The 19,992-nt window shown below is 70.7% G+C and carries 14 protein-coding genes and 1 pseudogene; 5 read left to right on the forward strand and 10 right to left on the reverse strand.

Annotated elements, in window-relative coordinates; translation table 11 throughout:
* The first annotated feature begins 49 nt into the window (after nucleotides 1-49).
* Together ACFTXQ_RS13475 and puuE are read left to right on the forward strand one after the other, a co-directional pair.
* Entirely contained in the window at nucleotides 50-478 is a 429-nt protein-coding gene (locus ACFTXQ_RS13475) for a VOC family protein (RefSeq protein WP_382639706.1), read from the forward strand.
* Between the two features lie 44 nt (nucleotides 479-522).
* A complete protein-coding gene (gene puuE / locus ACFTXQ_RS13480) occupies nucleotides 523-1,440 on the forward strand; it encodes an allantoinase PuuE (RefSeq protein ID WP_382639708.1) in 918 nt (305 codons plus the stop codon).
* On the opposite strand, the gene ACFTXQ_RS13485 is transcribed toward puuE, so the two are convergent.
* Nucleotides 1,437-1,943, reverse strand: a complete 507-nt coding sequence (locus ACFTXQ_RS13485) for a DinB family protein (protein WP_382639710.1) — start codon at nucleotides 1,941-1,943, stop codon at nucleotides 1,437-1,439. The genes puuE and ACFTXQ_RS13485 overlap by 4 nt on opposite strands.
* Before the next feature lie 107 nt (nucleotides 1,944-2,050).
* Nucleotides 2,051-5,851 carry a hypothetical protein gene (locus ACFTXQ_RS13490; protein ID WP_382639713.1) on the reverse strand — a complete coding sequence of 1,267 codons (3,801 nt, stop codon included), beginning with the start codon at nucleotides 5,849-5,851 and terminating at the stop codon, nucleotides 2,051-2,053.
* A gap of 149 nt (nucleotides 5,852-6,000) precedes the next feature.
* Here ACFTXQ_RS13490 and ACFTXQ_RS13495 point away from each other — a divergent pair, with 149 nt between their 5' ends.
* Nucleotides 6,001-6,468, forward strand: a complete 468-nt coding sequence (locus ACFTXQ_RS13495) for an RICIN domain-containing protein (protein WP_382639722.1) — start codon at nucleotides 6,001-6,003, stop codon at nucleotides 6,466-6,468.
* A gap of 161 nt (nucleotides 6,469-6,629) precedes the next feature.
* Nucleotides 6,630-7,277, forward strand: a complete 648-nt coding sequence (locus ACFTXQ_RS13500) for a hypothetical protein (protein ID WP_382639725.1) — start codon at nucleotides 6,630-6,632, stop codon at nucleotides 7,275-7,277.
* A gap of 50 nt (nucleotides 7,278-7,327) precedes the next feature.
* Here ACFTXQ_RS13500 and ACFTXQ_RS13505 read toward each other — a convergent pair whose 3' ends face one another.
* The 7 genes from ACFTXQ_RS13505 to ACFTXQ_RS13535 all read right to left on the reverse strand — a co-directional run bounded on the left by ACFTXQ_RS13505 (nucleotide 7,328) and on the right by ACFTXQ_RS13535 (nucleotide 18,070).
* On the reverse strand, nucleotides 7,328-7,876 hold the full coding sequence (locus ACFTXQ_RS13505) for a hypothetical protein (protein ID WP_382639728.1): 549 nt from the start codon (nucleotides 7,874-7,876) through the stop codon (nucleotides 7,328-7,330).
* A 102-nt stretch (nucleotides 7,877-7,978) separates the two neighbouring features.
* Entirely contained in the window at nucleotides 7,979-9,313 is a 1,335-nt protein-coding gene (locus ACFTXQ_RS13510; protein WP_382639730.1) for an NAD(P)/FAD-dependent oxidoreductase, read from the reverse strand.
* 284 nt (nucleotides 9,314-9,597) lie between these two features.
* Nucleotides 9,598-11,943 carry a PA14 domain-containing protein gene (locus ACFTXQ_RS13515; RefSeq protein ID WP_382639733.1) on the reverse strand — a complete coding sequence of 782 codons (2,346 nt, stop codon included), beginning with the start codon at nucleotides 11,941-11,943 and terminating at the stop codon, nucleotides 9,598-9,600.
* Nucleotides 11,944-12,136: 193 nt separating this feature from the next.
* On the reverse strand, nucleotides 12,137-13,195 hold the full coding sequence (locus tag ACFTXQ_RS13520) for a VWA domain-containing protein (protein ID WP_382639735.1): 1,059 nt from the start codon (nucleotides 13,193-13,195) through the stop codon (nucleotides 12,137-12,139).
* A 168-nt stretch (nucleotides 13,196-13,363) separates the two neighbouring features.
* Entirely contained in the window at nucleotides 13,364-14,173 is an 810-nt protein-coding gene (gene xdhC, locus ACFTXQ_RS13525; protein ID WP_382639738.1) for a xanthine dehydrogenase accessory protein XdhC, read from the reverse strand.
* A gap of 1 nt (nucleotide 14,174) precedes the next feature.
* A complete protein-coding gene (xdhB, locus tag ACFTXQ_RS13530; RefSeq protein ID WP_382639741.1) occupies nucleotides 14,175-16,586 on the reverse strand; it encodes a xanthine dehydrogenase molybdopterin binding subunit in 2,412 nt (803 codons plus the stop codon).
* A complete protein-coding gene (locus ACFTXQ_RS13535) occupies nucleotides 16,583-18,070 on the reverse strand; it encodes a xanthine dehydrogenase small subunit (protein WP_382639744.1) in 1,488 nt (495 codons plus the stop codon). Before ACFTXQ_RS13535 ends, xdhB begins: the two co-directional genes overlap by 4 nt.
* Nucleotides 18,071-18,693: 623 nt before the next feature.
* On the opposite strand from ACFTXQ_RS13535, the gene ACFTXQ_RS13540 reads away from it, so the two are divergent.
* On the forward strand, nucleotides 18,694-19,812 hold the full coding sequence (locus ACFTXQ_RS13540; protein WP_382639747.1) for a nucleotide disphospho-sugar-binding domain-containing protein: 1,119 nt from the start codon (nucleotides 18,694-18,696) through the stop codon (nucleotides 19,810-19,812).
* Nucleotides 19,813-19,904: 92 nt separating this feature from the next.
* Here ACFTXQ_RS13540 and ACFTXQ_RS13545 read toward each other — a convergent pair.
* Nucleotides 19,905-19,992, reverse strand: a pseudogene (locus ACFTXQ_RS13545) (lytic transglycosylase domain-containing protein); the annotation flags it as partial.

Raw genomic sequence — 19,992 nt, forward strand, 5'->3', positions numbered from 1 at the left:
GCCTGTGGCGCCCATCCAGCGGATCCCAAGACCCGGAGACACACCACCGATGCACCATGACCAGCAGTACGCGCACGCATCCGAGCTGCCGACGGCCGCCGTCGAACTGAACCACACCGCCGTCTACGCCAGGGACAGGCAGCTGTCTGCCGAGTTCCTCGCCGTGATCCTGGGGTTGAAGGTCGGCGCCCCGTTCGGGCCGTTCCTGCCCGTCGACCTCGGCAACGGCGTGACGCTCGACTACTACGAGATGCGCGACGAGCCGATCCAGTCGCAGCACTACGCCTTCCTCGTCCCCGACGCACAGTTCGACGCCATGATCGCCCGTCTGGAGGCCGTCGGGGTCACCTACTACGCCGACCCCGCCCACACCGAACCCGGCCACGTCAACCGGCTGTTCGGCGGTCGCGGCGCCTACTTCGACGATCCGGACGGCCACAACATGGAGATCATGACCCGGCCCTACGTCCGGCCCTAGCGGGTCGCCCGGCACGGCGTCCCATCGGGGGTAGGGTGCCGCCCGTGTCCGAGCATCAGCGCGACCTCGTCGGCTACGGCGCCGTGCCGCCGCACGCCGCCTGGCCCGGCGGCGCACGTGTCGCCGTCAGCCTCGTCCTCAACTACGAAGAGGGCGGTGAACGGAACGTCCTCGAAGGCGACCCCGCCTCCGAGGGCTTCCTCCACGAGCTCGTCGGCGCGCCGCCCGTGGTGGGCGGGCGCGAGCTGAACGTCGAGTCGATGTTCGCGTACGGCTCGCGCGCCGGGTTCTGGCGCATCCACCGCACGCTCGCGGCCCACGGCGCGCCGCTCACCGTCTACGCCGTCGGGCAGGCGCTGGAGCGCAACCCGGAGGCGGCGCGGGCGATGGGCGCGGCCGGGTGGGAAGTGGCAAGCCACGGCTGGCGCTGGATCGATTACCGGCACGTGCCCGAGGAGGCCGAGCGCGCCGACATCGGCCGCTCGATCGCGACGATCGAGCGGCTCGTCGGGCGTCGGCCCGTCGGCTGGTACACCGGCCGGACGAGCCCGAACACTCGGCGGCTCGTCGTCGAGGAGGGAGGTTTCCTCTACGACTCCGACGACTACTCGGACGACCTGCCGTTCTACGTCCGGGAGGGCGGCCGCTCGCACCTCGTGGTGCCGTACACCCTCGATGCGAACGACTTCAAGTTCCTGATCGTCCACGGCTTCACGACCGCCGACGACATGCTTTCGTACCTCGTCGACACGTTCGACGCGCTCCACGCCGAGGGCGCCGAACGCCCGCGCATGATGAGCGTCGGCCTGCACTGCCGGATCACCGGCCGGCCTGGCCGCATCCGCGCGCTCGACGGCTTCTTGAGACACGTCGCCCAGCGCGGCGGTGCGTGGCTCGCCACACGCGAACAGATCGCGCGCCACTGGCTCGCCACGCACCCGAGTGATCCCGGCCGCGTCTAGGAGCCGGTCGTGCCGTCGAGCATCTCGCGCAGGATGTCCAGGTGGCCGTTGTGGCGGGCCGTCTCCTCGGTGAGGTGGAGGAGGATCCACCGCAGGTCGACGTGCAGGCCGTCGCGGACGGCTCGCAGAGCCTTGTCGTCCAGGCCACGCCCGGCGACCAGTTCGCGGTAGCGGGCGCTCTGTTCGGCGTACTCGTCGAGCAGCTGAGCGAGCGGGAAGTCGACGGCGATGCGCATCTCGCGGTCGGGGTCCTCATCGGTCCAAGGGCCCTGGTCTTCCTCGCCGAGGAAGACGACCTGGAACCAGTAGTACTCGACCCAGCGGAGGTGGTTGATCACTCCGCTCATGGTCATCAGCGGTGAGTCCGGCAGGAGCGACTTGCGGGCGTTCTCCTCGGAAACGCCGGCGCACTTCGCGCGGGCGGTGCCACGCGTGTAGTCGAGGAAGGTGGCGAGCTGGGTGCGCTCGTCCCACGTGGGCGGTGTGTCGTCGATTCTGGTCATCGCGCGAAGCCTCCCCGATCACCGCGACCGGTGTCGAGACATTTTTCGACGCTCCCCCTCCCCGCTCCCCCTCCCCCCTCCCCCCGGCATGGCGCGCCGGGCAGGCCCTACGAGTGGCCTGTGGCGGGGCAGGGTGGGTTGAAGTCGACCGCCGCGAACTGCTCTTCCCATTGGGCCCTGGTGATCCGGGGGTGCGCACTGGCGCAGATGCGGGCGGCGACCCTGTCCAGGGACGTGTCCCACAGCCGGATCGTGAAGTCGTTGCCGCCGGTGGCCAGGGTGTGGCCGTCCGGGCTGAACGCCACGGCCGGTACGGGGTTCGAGTGGCCGGTGAGGACAGTGGGCGTGGCCGCAGCCCCCACGTTCCAGAGCAGGGCCTTGCCGTCCGCGGCGCCGGCCGCAAGTCGGCGGCCGTCGCCGTCGAAGGTCAGGGTGTAGAGCCAGGAGCCGGACGCCGGAAGGTGCGCCACCCTCATCGGGCGGTCGATGTCGCTGACGTCGATCAGCCAGACCGTCTTGTCCGTACGGTGGAAGGCGGCCAGTCTCCGGTTGTCGGGGCTGAACACGGCGGCGGTCAGGGGTTCGGATCGCAACGGGGCCGACGGCAGCCGCCGAGGGTTGCGCGGATCGCCGATGTCCCAGAACCGCAGCGGACCGGACTCTCCGGAGCTCGTCACCAGCGTGCGGCCGTCCGGCCCGAACGAGGCCCTCGTGACGTCCGGGCCGTCCTCTGCGATCCGGCTCAGGGGGCGGGGCTCGCCGGGATCGGTCACATCCCAAAGGCCGGCCGCATGCTGTGTCCAGACGGCCAGCAGGTGGCCGCCCGGGCCGAAGCAGGCCCCGCCGACTTCGCCGGCGCCGGGGGTGAGCACCGACGTCAGGCGCGGTTTTCGTGGATCGGTCACGTCCCAGACGCGGACGGTGGTGTCCTCGCTGGCGGTGGCGAGGCTGCGCCCGTCCGGGCTGAACGCCACGGACCGTACGAACCTGGTGTGCCCGTGCAGGACCGACAGGGGCCACAGGGCCCGGCCGCCGGTGACCTGCCACAGCCGTGCCGTGCCGTCCCAGCTGGCGCTGGCGAGCAGGTGGCCGCCGGGGCCGAACGCCAGGGACGTGACCACGTCGTCGTGGGTGCCGAGCGACAGGTCCCCCAGGTCGAGGAGCCGGTCGGAGTGGGCGAGCGCGCGGCCGTCCGGGCTGAACGCCGCCTGGTAGAAGCCGCCCTGAACGGTGCTGGTGCGCTTCGGGTTCGCCGGGGCTGCGACGTCCCAGAACAGGAGGGACCCACCCACCGAGACGAGCGTGCTGCCGTCAGGGCTGAAAGCCACCGACCAGACGATCGCGGGATGGCCGAGCAGCACGGCCGGTGGCCGCGTCCGCGGGGTGCCGCTGCCGATGTCCCAGACCCGTGCGGTGCGATCCCAGCTCCCGGTGGCGACGGTCCGGCCGTCAGGGCTGAAGGCGGCCGAGGTCACCGTGTCGGTGTGCCCGTGCAGGACGTCGAGGAGGAGCGGACGCGCGGGGTCGGTGACGTCCCAGAGCCTGGCGGTGGTGTCACCGGTGGTCGCCAGGGTGCGGCCGTCCGGGCTGAACGTCGCCGAGGTGACCGTGCCGGTGTGGCCCGGCACGGTGGCCAGCAGCCGCGGGTGGCGGGGGTCGTTCGCGTTCCACAGCCGCGCCGCGCCGTCGGTGTGGCCGGTGGCGATGACGCCGCCAGGCCGGTACGCCACCCATGACGGCGCGGCCGGCTGCTCCGGCAGCGTGCTCAACTCGGCGGGCGCACGCGGGTCCCTTACGTCCCACAGCCGCACCGAGCGTTCGCTCGCCGTGGCCAGGACGTGGCCGTCGTCACCGAACGCCACCGACATCAGCCGCTCCGGCTGGTTCAACAGGGCCAGCTGTACGGGGTGGTGGGCGTTGGCGACGTCCCACAGCCGGACCGTGCGGTCCCAGCTGCCGGTGGCCAGGACCGTGCCCTTCGGGGCGAAGGAGAGCGAGACCACGTCGGAGGTGTGGCCGGTGAGCCGGCTCGTGTACGGCGTCGCGAACGTGCTCATCAGCTGGTCGCGGACGTCGCCGGTGGCCGCCAGCCGGTACGCGGCCAGGTTCAGCTGCGCGGCGAGCGACGGGTTCCGCTGCCGCAGCTCGGTCGCGTCCGCGGCGGCCTTCCGTGCGATGGCCACGTTGCGCTGCCGCAGGGCCGAGTCGCGCGAGTCGACGGCCAGGCCGCCCGCGGTCGCCGCGATGACCATCAGCACAGTGAGCAGGGTGACCAGCTGCCGCAGGCGGACCGTCCGCCTCCTGACCGCCGCCATCTCGCCGGCCTGGGCGTCCCGGCTCTCATCGAGGAACCGCCGTTCCCTGGAGGTCAGCCGGCTGCCGTCGGCGGCGGCCAGGTCCAGCGCCGCGGCCAGGCGGGCACCCCGGTACAGGGCGTGCGGGTCGCGGTCCTGCCCCTCCCAGTCGGCGGTCGCGTCGGTCAGCTGCCGGTGCAGGAGCAGCCGGTCCCGGTCTTCGGTCAGCCAGCCGCGCAGCCGCGGCCAGCAGCGGATGATCGCCTCGTGGGTGATCTCGACGCTGTCCTCGTCCAGCGTCACCAGCCGGTGCCGGGCCAGGGATTCCAGCACGAAGGCGGTGTCGGGGTTCGGGTCCAGCTCGTCCCTGGTGATCCGGCGCTTGGTGTCCTCGGTACCGTCGCCCAGCGCGGTCAGCCGGAGGAACAGCGATCCGGCGAGGTCTTGTTGCACCGGCGACAGTGCCCGGTAGGCGGCCTCCGCGGTCTGCGCGAGTGCGTGCTGGATGCCGCCGGCCGCGAGGTACCCGTCCAGGGTCAGGCGGCTGCCGCTGCGGCGGCGCCAGGTCTCGGCCATCGCGTGCGAGACCAGGGGCAGCGCACCCGGCCGGCCGGCCGCGTCCGCGACCACGGCCGCCAGCAGCGCTCCGGTCACCGTGCAGTCGGCGAGGACCGCCGGCCGGGTGATGGCCTCGCGCAGCTCCTGGCTGCTCATCGGACCTACCGCGATCTGCGCGTCGCGCATCGCCTCGACGAGCCGGGGGTCCTGGACGCAGTGGCCGTAGAAATCGGCGCGTACGCCGATGACCACCCGGGTCCGGCTGGTCTGCGCCGTGGTGGCCGCGATCAGCATGGCGATGAACGCGTCTCGTTCGTCCGCGTCCCGGCAGAGTGTGAAGACCTCCTCGAACTGGTCGACCACGATCAGCGTGTCGGTGTCCGGCGCACGGTCGATCATGGCCTGCCGGATCCGCAGGTGCAGCGCCGCGGGGTCGTCGAGCAGCTCGGCCGCGAGCGCGCCCGGAGCCTCTCCCGTCGCCGCGGCCAGGCGGACCGCGCACTCCTCCACGGGATGCGGGCCCGGGGTGAACAGCATCACCCGGCGGCCCGATGCCTGTTCGCGGGCGACGAGCCCGGCCCGCAGCAGCGAGGACTTCCCCGATCCGGACGGCCCGAAGACCGCCAGGAACCGGTGGTCGCGCACCTTCGCGAGCACCTCGCCGGTCAGCCGGTCGCGCCCGAAGAAGCGGTCGGCGTCTTCCGGTTGGAACGCCGACAGGCCCGCGTACGGCGCGTGGTGCCGGCCGTCGCCGACCCCGTCCTCGGGCTCGTCGCCGTGCGCGCTCGCGGCGATCTCGGCGGCGACGGCGTGCCATCGGGATTCCCATGCGTGGCGATCGCCGTGGCACGCCTCGACGTACGCGAGCGTGACGTTGAGGCTGGGAAGCGTGTTCCCGCCCGCGGCGTCCGAGAGTGTCGTGGACGAATAGTGCGCCCTTTTGGCCAGTGCCCGGTAGGACGGCCGCCCCGCCGCCTCGCGCAGCTTCCGGAGGTCGGCCGCGAAGCGTGTCAGCGGACCGCTGTCCAGGTCGAGCGGACGTTCGGGGCGTGGCATGGCCTCCCTCTCTGCGTTTTCCGCAGCCGTGATGGGTGGTGTTTGTCCAGCTTTTGATGTCCGGAATCCACGTTCCGGCGCCGGACATCAACCCGCGGCTAGACAAGGGCCAGCGCAACCGCGCAACGGCGACACGAGGAGGAGAAATCATGAGGTCTGTGCGACGACTGATGCTGCTGGCGGCGGTCACCGGGCTGCTGGCCGGCGGTACCTGGACGGGCACGCCCGCGTTCGCCGCGGCACCGCTGCTGAAGTCCAACCTGAACGGACGGTGCGCCGACATCTTCATGTGGCATCAGGACAACGGCGCCACCACCGTGACGTGGGACTGCACCGGCGACACCAACCAGCAGTGGTACTGGGACGGCGAGCAGATCCGCTCCAGCATGAACGGAAAGTGCCTGGAGATCTACGGCCCCCACCTGGGTGACCAGGGGTCGGTGAGCACGTGGGACTGCAACGGCGGTCGCCACCAGAGGTGGTTCCGCAACGGCAGCGAGATCCGCAACCGGGTGAACGGAAAGTGTCTGGACATCCTGGGCGGCCGGCCCGAGAACGGCCAGCTGCTGGTGAGCTGGAGCTGCAACGGCGCGCGGAGCCAGAGCTGGGACTTCTGAACGCCGGCTCTACCGCGCTCGACCCGGCCCGGCCCGGCACACCACGTGCCGCGCCGGGCCGGCGCCGCCTTCACCCCGCCCGCACCACCGCCTGCCGACGGCGTCGCCGTGCGAGTATTCGGCTTCACCTGGCAACGGCCGTGAGTGGGAGGACGGACGGTATGAGGGGCTTCTTCAGGCGCGAACGCAGGGTGGTGTCGCATTCGCCCGAGCTCGTGGCGGCAGCGGCGGAGAATCCGGGGGGATCCGTCGCGGAGATCAACACCGAATACGTGAGCCGGCCCGACGGCTTCGTCCCCACAGAGGCCATCCGCGGCGTGTGGCTCGTCGGCGCGGACGGAAAGCTGACCGGCGTATTCGAGGAGAATCCGAACTACGGGCCCGCGCCCAGGGACGACTTCGCGAAGCTGACCGAGAGCGGACATTGGCTCGGCTGGCTGGGAGACCCGGTGGCAGCCGTACGCGACTCCATAGCCGATTGCCTGAGCCAGCAGGTTCCAGGCGCGGTCCTGGAATGGCTCAAGGTCCTGGAAGAGCCCCGATATCTCACCGGCGGCCGGGTCCCACCCGAGAACGGGAACCGGATGATCATCACCAGGGCCGGCCTTGCGCTGTCCTTCGCCTTGTCGGTAACGGCTCCCGAGCACAAGCGCGAGATTCTGACAGGGACCTTCACCTGGGTGTCGGCGCCACTCGACAGGCCGGATCGAAAGGACCGGGTGTGGCTCGACCTCTCGACCGATCTTGACTGGGCCGAGGGTCAACTCCGCGACCGCATCATGCTCGTGGGCCGGCCGGCGCAACCCTGACCGGCTGCGGTGGGGGAAAGGCCGGCCCGCGGAAACGGCGTAGGCCGCGGTCAGCCGTGTGCCGGCAGTAGTTTCTTGATCGCTGCTACGGCGGTCCGCGGATCGTCGGCGTGGCAGCGGATCGTACGGACCTCCGTGCGCCGCCCCAACAGGCTTTCCGCGGTGACCGGTTGGTTCAGCTCGATGGTGATCGAGGTCTGCGACGCGATGGCCACCTCCAGCACACCGTCCTCGGACTTGTTCGCGTCCGGGAAGCGGACGTCGTAACGGGCGGAGGCGATCCGTTCCAGAGGTATGCGCAGATCGAGCTGTGCACCGCGGCGTATCCGCAGCTCGCCCGGCCCCACGACGTGCGGGCGGGTGACGGCGGCGGCGTGGAGCCCCAGGACCAGAGCCACCGTGTAGAGGTCGAGGAGCAGCATGACCAGGTGGGCGACCGGATACGCGGCGAGCATGAAGGACACCCCGACCGTCTCGACCACGAACACGAAGACCATCCCGTAGGCGGTCGGTGCCTGGGCACGTGCGTACCCGACGGCGAGGTCCCCCTCCCCCACCCCGTGCGAGCGCCGGGCCACCCACAGCCCGAGGCTCGTCATCCACCGCCCCTCGTGTGCCGCCAGCCGTCGCGCCTGTGTGATGAATGCCCCGGTCCCCATGTGTCCCAGTGAATCAGAGGGACCTCTCGAACCCTCCACAGACTAGGCCGTGTTGGCGCGCGGGCCGACGAGGACGCGCGACAGCAGGCGCGGGTGGGCCAGTGTCAGCGGACCGGCGGTCATGTGGAAGAGCCCGGAGAAGGCGGTGTAGAGCCGGGGGTCGTGGGGGACGGTGTCGATCAGCCGGTTCATGAACCAGTTGCCGGCCTTGACGGGCCAGGCGGGCCGCGCCTGCGCCCAGGCGCGGTCCGGGGTGGTCGCCATGAGCCACGAGGAGGCGGTGAGGCGGGCCAGCCGCTTCTGGAAGGCCTGCCCGTCGAGGGGCGCGCGGGCGCGCCCGTTGCCGAGCATCTGCTCCAGGAGGCGGGCTTCCAGGGCGGCGACGGTCATGCCCTGGCCGTAGGCGGGGTTGAACGTGCACACCGAGTCCCCCACGGCGATCAGCCCGTCGGGCCAGCGCGCAAGGCGGTGGTAGGCGATCTTCCTGTTGACGGTACGGGCATAGCGGCGCACGGGCGATGTGGGGGTGAGGGAGGCGATGGTGTCGGCGATGGGACCTCGCAGTGTTTTGGCGTAGGCGAGGAAGTCCTCGTCGTCGTGGGGAAGTTGGGTTCCCTTCGCTCCGTGCAGGGTGACGTGGAGCGTGTCGTCCTCGATCTGGATCGCGTAGCAGCCCTTGTGGAAGTCGGGGGCCCGCAGGGGTTGCAGCAGGCCCATCCACGAGGGCGGGGCCTGCCCTTCCGGGTAGGAGAACGTGCGGGAGGCGTAGCCGACCTGGGCATCGACGGTCGTCGTGCGGGGGCTGGGCAGACCGAGGGCGGTCAGCCATTGCGGCAGGTGGGAGGAGCGGCCCGAGGCGTCGACCACGAGGTCCGCGGCGATCTCTTCCTCGCCGTCGCCGTCCTTGACGCGCACCCCGGTGACCTTCCCGGGCCCCGCCGTGCGCAGGCCGGTGACGGTCAGTCCGTCCCGCAGGGTGACGGGCTCCAGCGCCGTCACCCGTCGACGCAGAACGTGCTCCAGGAGCGGGCGGGAGAAGGTCTGGATCGGCATGCCCATCGGGGTGGGCGGCGGCGTGCCGTGCGGCAGTACGGCACACAGCTTCTCGCCCCAGTCCCACACCGGCGCACCGGCCTGTTCCAGCTCGGCCCGCAGCCCGGGGAAGTACCCCTCGAACACCTCGGCGCCAAGAGCCAGAAGGCCATGGACGTGGTGCCCCTGCGGCACCCCGGACCTGGGCACGGACGCACTCGCCAGCGTGTCGCGTTCGATCACGGTGACGGCCTCGAAGCTGTCGGCCAGGACACGCGCGGCGGCAAGTCCCGCCATGCCCGCCCCCACCACCACCGCGTGCCGGACGTCCGTCTCCACGGTCATGCTGCTCCCTCCTTCTGCGGCCGAGCCCTCTGCTGTGCCCGGGGGCCCCTTCCCTGCCCCGATCGGCCGACAGGTATGCCGAAAAGGGTCAGCAGTCGACCACGTTCCGTAATTAGGGTGATGTTGCCGCGACTTGCCGCCGTGGAGCCTGCCCGGCCTGCTCAGCCGCGCGACTGCCGGATCACCCACATCGCCCAACCGATGGCTCCAGTCGGGCGAAAGTTCCGCCCGCCGGACCACAACCCATTACCGGGCGTGGTGGACGGCGTTGGGGCGGTCATGGATCACCTCACCTTTACTCGCGTCGTATCGGGCGCAGCCCTGGCCGTCGCCGTCGGGCTTGCCTCCGCCCCCACCGCCCTGGCAGCACCCGCCACTGCCGAGCGCCCGGCCGCCCTCACCCAGGACAGCCCCCTCAGCCTGGACAACCTGCTGTCGCTCCGCTTCCTCACGCCGACCGTGCAGGACGCGAAGCGCCAGCTCACGGGCATCGTTACGGGTCTGTCGCCGACGCCCGCCCGTTCCACCGGCCTCGGCGGCCTCCTCAAGTAGACGAAGAGCACCCTGCCCCACGCGAAAGGGCCGCCACCCCTGTGGGTGGCGGCCCTCGCCTGTCCTACTGGTGGGGCGGCGGGAGGATCTCGTGGTCCCCGCCGGGCGCCGACTCCTTGCCGTCGGCGTACACGGCGGTCACCCGGTAGAAGTGCGTGGTGCCGGTGGCCGGGCCCGGAGTCCGTGTACGCGGTGCCCGTGACGGGCTGGGCGGTCAGTTTCTCGTAGGCCTTGGTGGCCGGGTTCCACCGGTAGGCCAGGTAGCCGGTCGCGCCCGCGACCGTGTTCCACGCGAGTTCCACGGCGGTGCCGGTGGCCGTACGGGTGGCGTTGAGGGTGACCGGTCCGTTCTCCGGGGTCTCGACGGAGGGCGTCAGGTTCAACTCGGTCACGTTCGCGACCGAAGCGTCGCCGGTCCACTGGAAGCCGGAGTTGCCGGCCGTGTCGACGGCATCGACGAAGAAGCACCGCTCGTCGCCGTCCGGCAGCGTCTCGACCAGGTATGACGTGTCGGTTTTGCCGAGGTACGCGGCCACGCCCGCCGAGCAGATCTTTTCCTCACCGAGCGGGGTTCCGCTGTAGACCTCGTAGCGCTGGAGGTCGGCCGCCGGGTTGGCGTTCCAGTTCAGGACGATGCCGTAGGCGGTTGCCTGCGCGGTCAGACCGGTGACCGCCGGGGGCGGGGTCTGGTCCTTGACGCCGGTGGTGACGGTGGCGGTGTTGGAGACCACGGAGGTGTTTCCGGCGTACCGGTCGGTGCCCCAGCCCTCCACCACGTAGTGGTACTTGGTGTCCGCGGCGGTCCCGTTGTCCTGGCAGGTCCACTGGACCTGCCCGTCGGGCAGCGTCTTCGATGTGCGGCTGCCGCAGAACACCTCCGCCGTCCGGGTGTCCACCGGGAGGGTCGTGGACCGGTAGACGGTGAAGCCCTCGTAGGTGCCGTCCGTTCCGGGGCGGACCTTCCAGGTCAGGTCGACGTAGCGGCCCGACACCGGGGTCGCGGTGAGCTCGTGGGGCGGCGCGACCGGGCGGCGGGCGGTGGCCGGGACGCTGTAACGGGAGGCTCGGCCGGCTGAATCCAGGGCCGCGACCTGGTACTCGGAGACGACCGAGCGTGGGGCATCGGTGTCGGTGAAGCTCGCAGTGGCGGTCTGGTGGACCGCGGGGTCGCCGGTGCGCCTGACCAGGTAGCCGGTGGCTCCCGGGGAAGCCGGCCATGTCAGGGCGACGCCGGGGTCGGCGGCGGTGGCCTTCGGGACGCCGGGGGTGGCGGCCGTGGAGGTGGTCACCGGCTGTCCGGTGGTCGCCCCGGAGACGTTGCCGGCCAGGTCGTAGGCGCGTACCTGGTACTGGTACGTACGGCCGGCGCCTTCGGGCGGCAGCTCGGCGAAGGAGGTCGCCTTCGTGCTGCGGACCAGGGTCCAGGCGGTGGTCCCCTCGAGTCGCCGGTAGATGCGGTAGCCGCCGAGGTCCATCTCCTTGTTCGCGGCCCACGACACCTTCGCCTGCGCGGTGGTGTTGTCGAGCTGCGACGTGACGCCGGTCGGGGCGAGGGGCTTGACCTTGTCGTCGGCCGCCGAGGTCCGGGGCGTGTAGCCGAACTTGAAGTTGGCGGCGCCGCTCCAGTTGACGGCGTTGACGCGCAGGGTGTGGGTGCCCGGCGGGATCGTCACGTTCACGCTCTGCGTCCCGTCTGCCGAGACGTTCTTCCACATGTCGATCTGGCGGACGCCGTCGAGGTAGACGCGCATGCCGTCCTGGCCGGTGGCGGTCAGCGTGAACGGGCCGCCCGATCCGAAGTCCCGTGCCAGGGTCCAACGGACGCCGAAGTTGTCGGCCGGCAGGCCGGCGGCCGGGGCACCGGTGCCCCAGTTCTCGTCGATCGCGGTGTCGCAGTCGGTCCGTACGGGCGTCCCGGTGAACGTGGTGTTCGGGTAGAACTCGCGGGTGAACCGGGGCGACGGGCAGTTCACGGCCGCGGCGGCGGAAGTGGCGCCGGCGGCGGTGACCAGGCCGGAGAGGGTGGCGACGGCGGCCAGCGCGGCTATGCCGCGCGGTGGCGGAGGAGTTGTGGTCAAGGTGTGAGGCCTGTCCGAGGAGGAAGAAGGACGGGCGGGTCAGGTGGGGCTGATCTTCCGCCGGACGGACTCTACTTGCCCTTGCCCTTGCCCCGGTAAGGCGAGGGCGGAAGCGGGCCTCGCACCCGGGCCGCGGGGAGCCGCGGCGGCGCCGCCACTGACGTGCGCCGCGGCGCCTCCCTCGCGTGCCGGGTCAGAGCATGATGAGCAGGCGCGTCTTCGGCTTGAGCTTTCGGTTCACCGAGCGGCTCTGCACGTAGACCTCCAGCTTGGGATTGTGCCCCGCCTTCACGGAGACGGTGCCCTGGATGCCCGTGCCGAACAGCATCCTGCGTGCCGCGTCGCCCGTGTAGGCGCGGTCGGTGTCCTTCTCGACCACGATGACTTCCTTGTCGGGCTGGACCTGGACCCGGGTGCCCAGCTGGTAGTAGCACGACCCGCGCTCGTACGTCACGCCCGGATGCGAATCGACGAAGGGGCGGATCTCGATCTCCGTGTCGACCTTCAGGAGGCGGTACTTGTCGGCCGGGATCGGTTCGAGGTTCGCCCGTACGTCGTCGACCGAGATGTCCTGGCCGACCGCGAAGAGGTTCTTCGTGCCGCGCACGCCCTGCTCGCGGCCTCGGAGGAAGCTGGTGGCGGCCGCGCGCACCGTGCCGATCGCCTCCTCGACGCCCTTGTGGGAGTCCGCGTCCCAGATGGCGATGTTTCCGGCCGGGAAGCCGTAGTTCTGGGCGGTCCGCTTGGCCAGGGAGTTCGGAACGAGGATCGCGGAGGTCCAGTGGCCCGGGAGTGCGCCCATCCTCGCCGCGATCCTGTCGAGCCAGGGGCCGAGGATGGTCATGTCGCCGTCGTGCCGGCGGTCGCCGCCGGAGGCGTTCTCCTCGCCGTCCGTCACGACGATCTGGAGGAAGCTGTGCTCGCCGTACTCCTCCCAGATGTGGCCCAGGTCGTCCAGGGACTTCAGAGATGCCTCGATCAGGGCCGTGGCGCCGTTGTTGACCTTGTAGAGGCCCCGCATGGACGGCAGGTGCTTCACATCCATGTCCCAGACCAGGTTCTCCACCTTGTGGTCGAAGGAGTAGAGGCTGATCCGGGTCTCATGCCCGAGGTTGTCCGACTCGGCCTTCAGGCCGGCCACGAACTCGTCGACGACGCGGATGAGTTGGCTCTGGTGCTGGTGCATGGAACCCGAGCAGTCCACTACCAGCGCGACGTGGTTCACCTTGTGCTGGATCTTGTTTGCGGACACGTCTGTGCTCCTTCTCCGAGGCTCCCCGAGTGATGTCTCGACACTATGGGGAGGCACTGACAACGGAGCTTGACGGAGGATCACCTGGCTGCCGCGCGCAAGCCGGGCCTCGGGAAGCAGTCGCCGGCGGGGGCGCCGCCGGCGACTGGCTGCGGTCCGGTCGGAGGGTCAGTTCCCCTCGGCTTCGAAGGTGCGCAGCAGATCGGCTGCGACGCTCACGGCGATGGTCGCCGGTTCCTTGCCGGTGATGTCGGCCAGCCCGATCGGGGTCTTGATCCGATCGATGGTGGCCTTGTCGTGGCCGCCCTCGGTCTCGAGGCGTTTGCGGAAGCGCACCCATTTGGCCGCCGATCCGATCAGCCCGATGGACCCGAGGTGGGTCGTGCGCAGGGCGGCGTCGCACAGAGCGGCGTCCTCGGCGTGGTCATGGGTCATGATCAGGACGTGGGTGCCGCGCGGCAGCTCCGCCAGGACCTCCTCGGGCAGCAGCGGCGTGTGGTGTACGTGCACCTGCGCGACCGCGTCCGCCAGTACGTCGAGCCGTTCCTTCGCGAGGATGTCGGAGCGGCTGTCGATCAGATGGAGGTCGAGGTCCTGACGTGCCAGGATGCGCGCCAGTTCCAGCCCGACGTGCCCGACGCCGAAGATCGCCACCGCCCGTACGACCGGCAGCGGTTCGAGCAGTACCGCGACTTCGCCGCCGCAGCACTGCACACCGTGCCGATTGGTGACCTTGTCGTTCAGGGCGAAGTCGATCAGTTCCGGCTCCGGGCTGGGCTCGGCCATCATCTGCCGGGCCCGGTCGATCGCGACGGCCTCGACGTTGCCGCCGCCGATCGAACCCCATGTCTCGGTCTGCCCGACGACGAGCTTCGCACCGGCATCGCGCGGGGCATGGCCGCGCACGGCCGCGACGGTCACCAGCACGCCGGAAGCCCGGCGTGCTCGCAACCGTGCGACCGCGGCGACCCACGTCATGTCAGGCACTGCTCAGCGCTTCTGCGTCGGTTCGGATCCCGTCGCCGGCTGCCTGCCCGTTTCCGGCGTGGCCGTCCCGGGAGGCGCCGCCCTTGCGGGCCGCCTGGATCGCCCAGTACACCGCCTCCGGCGTGGCCGGCGAGGCCAGCTCGACGCTGATCCCGCTCGGGCCGAACGCGGCGGCGGCCTGCCGCAGCGCTTCGCGCACCGAGAACGCCAGCATCAGCGGAGGCTCACCCACCGCCTTGGACCCGTATACCGCGCCCTCCTCGGTGGCGTTCTGCAGGAGCGTGACGTTGAACTCCTCGGGCATCTCCGAGAAGCTCGGCAGCTTGTAGGTGCTCGCGGCCTGGGTCAGCAGCCGGCCGCGGTGGGGCCCGTCGCTCGCGTCCCAGCGCAGGTCCTCCAGCGTCAGCCAGCCCGCGCCCTGTACGAAACCGCCCTCCACCTGACCGATGTCGATCATCGGGGACAGGCTGTCGCCGACGTCGTGCACGATGTCCACCCGCCGGATGCGGTAGGCGCCGGTGAAGCCGTCCACCTCCACCTCGGCCGCGGCGGCGCCGTGGGAGAAGTACTTGAACGGCGAGCCCCGGAAGGACTTCGCGTCCCAGTGCAGACCCTCGGTGCGGTAGAAACCGGCCGCGGACAGCTGAACCCGCTGGAAGTACGCGGTGCGCACCAGGTCGTCCCAGGCCAGCTCCTTGTCGCTGCCCAGGCTGCGCGCGACGCCCTCGACGATGCGCACGTCCGAGGCGTTCGAGCCGAGCTGGGTGGCGGCCACCTGCAGCAGCCGCTCACGCAGTTGCTCGCACGCGTTCTTCACCGCCGCGCCGTTGAGGTCCGCCCCGGCGCTGGCGGCGGTGGCGGAGGTGTTGGGAACCTTGTCGGTTCGCGTCGGGGCCAGCCGCACCTTGTGCAGCGGGATGCCCAGCGTGGTCGCGGCCACCTGCAGCATCTTCGTGTGCAGGCCCTGTCCCATCTCGGTGCCGCCGTGGTTGATCAGGACCGAGCCGTCCTTGTAGATCAGCACCAGCGCGCCGCCCTGGTTGAAGGCGGTGAGGTTGAACGAGATTCCGAACTTGATGCCGGTGATCGCGAGCGCCCGCTTGGTGTTCGGGTGCGCGGCGTTGAACGCGGCGATCTCGCGCTTGCGCTCGGCGACGCCGCCGTTGTCCTGGACCTGCTGCCAGACGGCGGAGATGCGCTCGGGCTGGACGACCTGCTGGCCGTACGGGGTCGACTGGCCCCGCTGGTAGAAGTTGCGCTCCCGGAGCTCCATCGGGTCCAGGCCGAGCAGCGGCGCGCACCGGCCCATGATGTCCTCGATGACCAGCATGCCCTGCGGTCCGCCGAAGCCGCGGAAGGCGGTGTTGGAGACCTTGTTGGTCTTGGCGATGCGACCGGCGATGCGCGCGTTGGGAATCCAGTACGTGTTGTCGATGTGGCACAGCGCACGGGCCACGACCGGCTCGGACAGGTCCAGGCTCCAGCCGCCGTCCGCGGTCAGGGTGGCGTCCAGGGCCCGGATGCGGCCGTCGGCGTCGAAGCCGATCTTCCACGCGGCGTGGAACCCGTGCCGCTTGCCGGACATGGTCAGGTCCTGGGTGCGGTTGAGCCGCAGCCGGACCGGCCGGCCGGTCAGCTTGGCGCCGAGCGCGGCGACGGCCGCGAACCCGTGGGGCTGCATCTCCTTGCCGCCGAAACCGCCGCCCATCCGCAGGCACTGCACGGTCACCTCGTGGCTGTGCAGACCGAGCACGTGCGCGACGATTTCCTGGGTCTCCGAGGGATGCTGGGTGCTGCTCTGGACGAACACCTGCTCGGCTTCGTCGATGTAGGCCAGCGCCGCGTGCGTCTCGAGGTAGAAGTGCTCCTGATCGGAGAACTGGAACTCGCCGGTGAACACGTGCGCGGAGTCGTCGAAGCCGGCTTCGACGTCGCCGGTCAGCATCACGGGCCGTGCGCCGTGGAAGCTGTCGGCCGCGATCGCCTCCTGCAGCGTGATCAGGGCCGGCTGTTCGTCGAGTTCCACCTCGACGGCCGCTGCGCCGAGCCGGGCCGCTTCGAGGGTCTCGCCGAGCACCCAGGCGACCGCGTGGCCGTAGAACATGACCTCGTCGGGGAAGAGGGGCTCGTCGTGCTTCATCCCGGCATCGTTGACGCCGGGCACGTCCGCACCGGTCAGTACGCGGACCACGCCGGGCACGGCCAGCGCGGGCTCGGTGCGCAGTGCGGTGATCCTGCCGCGGGCCTTCATGACCTGGACCGGGTGGGCGTGCAGCGCGTCCTTGGTGCGGTGGACCAGGTCGTCGGTGTAGAGCGCGGTGCCGGTGACGTGCAGGACCGCGCTCTCGTGCGGCATCGAAACGCCGACTACGGGCTTCTCGGGACGCTCGGACAGATGGCTCATGACGACACCGCCTCGGTGGTTCGTGCGTACAGCTTCGGCAGGCTCTGGCCGAGCATCGCGGAGCGGTACTCGGCGCTGGCGCGGTGGTCGTTCATCGGCGTGCCCTCGGCCCGCAGCACCCGCGCCGCGGCCTCGACGGTCTGCGCCGACCACGGCTTGCCCTCCAGGGCCGCCTCGGTGGCGAGGGCGCGGATCGGGGTGGCGGCCACGCCGCCCAGGCCGATGCGTGCCTTGCGGACGATCCCGTCCTCGACGTCGAGCGCGAAGGCGACGGCCACGCTGGAGATGTCGTCGAAACGGCGCTTGGCGATCTTGTGGAAGGCCGCGACCGGGGACAGCGGCAGCGGGACGCGCACCGCGCGGATCAGCTCGCCGGGACGGCGCACGCTCTGGCGGTAGCCGGTGAAGTAGTCCGCCAGGGGGACCTCGCGCTCACCGTCGGCGCCGGCGAGCAGCACCGAGGCCTCCAGCGCGAGCAGCACCGGCGGGCTGTCGCCGATGGGGGAACCGGTACCGAGGTTGCCGCCGAGGGTGGCCCCGTTGCGGATGAGCCGGGAGGCGAACTGCGGGAACAGCTCCGCGAGGAGCGGGACCGCGCCGTCCAGGCGGCGTTCGATCTCGGTGAGCGTCAGCGCGGCGCCGATCTCGATGTGATCGGATTCGACGCGCAGTTCCCGCAGTTCGGGCAGCCGGTCGATGGCGACCACGCAATCCGCCCGGCGGGAGCGGATGTTGACCTCGACGCCCCAGTCGGTGGAGCCGGCCACCACCACCGCGTCGGGCCGCTCCCGGAGCAACTCCAGGGTTTCCGCGAGGGTGTTCTTGCGCAGGAACGCGCTGTCGTCCTGGGTGTATTCGGTGGCGACGGGTTCGGGCGGGGACTGCTCGCGTCGCTGGGCGAGCGGGTCCTCATCGGTGGGCTGACCGACGGCGAACGCGGCATCGCGGATCGGTCGGTAGCCGGTGCAGCGGCAGAGGTTTCCGCTCAGCGCGTGCAGATCGAAACCGTTCGGACCGTGCTCGGGGTCGGTGCTGTGGGCCGGGTCCGGGTCCTGGTCCTGGTCCTGGTCCGCGTGGGCGCAGCGGCCGGGCCGGTAGTACTCGGCGGCCATGCTGCAGATGAATCCCGGTGTGCAGTAACCGCATTGGGAGCCGCCACGGACCGCCATCTCCTCCTGCACCGGGTGCAGGGTGGGCGGTGTGCCGGCTTCGCCGGCGGTGGCGAGTCCTTCGGAGGTGATGACTTCCTGTCCGTCGAGCGCCGCGGCCGGAACCAGGCAGGCGTTGACCGCGACCCAGTCGGTGGGCTTGTTCACCCCGGGGCGGGCGACGAGGACCGAACAGGCGCCGCATTCACCCTCGGCGCAGCCCTCCTTGGTGCCGGTGAGGCCACGCTCGCGCAGGAAGTCGAGCACTGTGGTGTGCGGCGCAGCCGGCGAAATCGGTGTCTCTTTCCCGTTGACCGTGATCCGTGCCGCTACCATGACGGGCCTTCGTTTCGGTGCGTGAGCGGTCGATGCATCATGTTCGCCAATTTCAGACAGCTTTCTGTGTTCAGACGCGCCACGTTAGAGGAGTGGGCGCAAAACGGCACGCAACAGCGACGTGCCGGAAAGTGGTGAGGAAAAACCCGGAGAGTGCCGCGGACGGGCACATCGGATCAGAGCGGCATGCTCAGCAGCGGTTACGGAATGCGCCACGGACGGGCGTCTGGAACGGCGTGCTCGGCAGCCGTGTGCGAACGGCCTGCTCAGCAGCCGTGTGCGATGCGACCCGGAACCCAGACCGTGAGGTGGGCGAGGCGACTCAGATCAGAGCAGGTGTACATCTGCCGGTCGCCTCCTTTCGCTGTTTCGGGTCAACGTCTACCGCAAATTAGCGGCTGGATCCGCGCAGGTCAAGGGGATGGCCCCGGTCCTTCGAGAGCCGGTCGAAGTCCCCTGAGCCGGCCGGGTTCCCCGGCGCACGGTTGACGCACCGGACGGAACACCCTCGCGCCCGTTCAGGATGGCCGAAATTCGACCCCACCGAAGGAAACTGACGAAACCGCAGATACGTTCGATGATCTGTCAGAGGAATCAAGGAGCTCCATCCAAGGAGTAGCGCCATGCGCGTACTGTTCACCGGCCCCGCCGCCGCGGGTCACCTGTTCCCCATGGTGCCGACCGCCCAGGCCCTGCAGGCCGCCGGGCACCAGGTGCTGTTCGCCGGCTCGGCCCCGCTCGACCAGTTGCGGCAGACCGGCCTGCCCACCGTCGAGATCGGAGACGGCTCGTCGCTGATGGAGGCGTTCCGGCGCGCCTCGAACGGCACCGATCCGGAGTTCGTCACGGACGGCAACAGCCCGGAGGACATGTGGCAGCTGGCCGCGGCCGGTTTCGCCGAGCACAGCCGGGGCACCATCGACGACCTGCTCGCGGTCGCCAAGGCCTGGCGGCCGGACGTGATCGTCCACGCCGCGTTCCAGGCCGCCGCGCCACTGGTCTCGGCGGCCCTCGGGATACCCGCCGTCGTGCACAACTTCGGCGTGATGTCCGGCTTCGACATGATCGGCAGGCTCGCCGGCTTCCTGGCGGACGAGTACCAGGCTCGCGAGGTCGAGGGCCCGGCCACCCACACCGTCCTCGACGTCGTACCCGCCTCCCTCGGCGGTGACGGCACCGGCTGGCGGGTCCGGTACGTGCCGTACAACGGTGGCGGCACGGTGCCCCGCGATCTCATAGCCCGCGGCTCCCGGCCGCGGATCGCCGTCACCCTCGGCACGGTGGTGACGGCCTACGCGGGTGTCGACCCGGTCAGCCGCGTGATCGCGGAGGCCGCTTCCGTGGACGCCGACTTCCTGCTCGCCGTCGGCGACACCGACCTGAGCCCGCTCGGCACTCTTCCGGCCAATGTCCGCGCGCTGCCGTGGGTGCCGCTGGCCCAGCTGCTGGACACCGCTGACGCGATCGTGCACCACGGCGGCTCCGGCACCATGCTCACCGCTGCCGCCCGGGGCGTCCCGCAGCTGATCCTCCCGCAGGGCGCCGACCACTTCATCAACGTCGACGCCGCGACGGGCCTCGGCTTCGCCCTCCGCGCGAGCGGCGACAGCGTGGACGCCGCCCTGCTCAGCCGCCTCGTCACCGACGAGGACCTCCGCAAGGGCGCCGCCGCCACCCAGGCCGACATCAACGCCCTCCCCTCCCCCACCGACCTCGTCGCTTCGTTCGAGACCCTCCGGTAACACGGGGCAACAGGGCCGCATACGCAAAAACGCTCGGCCGGGGTTTCCCGGCCGAGCGTTTCCGTTCGTCTGCTGCTGTGCCTGTCGGCGGTTTAGTACCAGTGGTTGGCGGACCAGAAGTTCCAGGCGTCGACGGGGCTGCCGTAGCGCTCGTTCATGTAGTCCAGGCCCCACTTGATC

Source organism: Streptomyces sp. NPDC057010 (genome assembly GCF_042673805.1).
Lineage (GTDB): Bacteria > Actinomycetota > Actinomycetes > Streptomycetales > Streptomycetaceae > Streptomyces.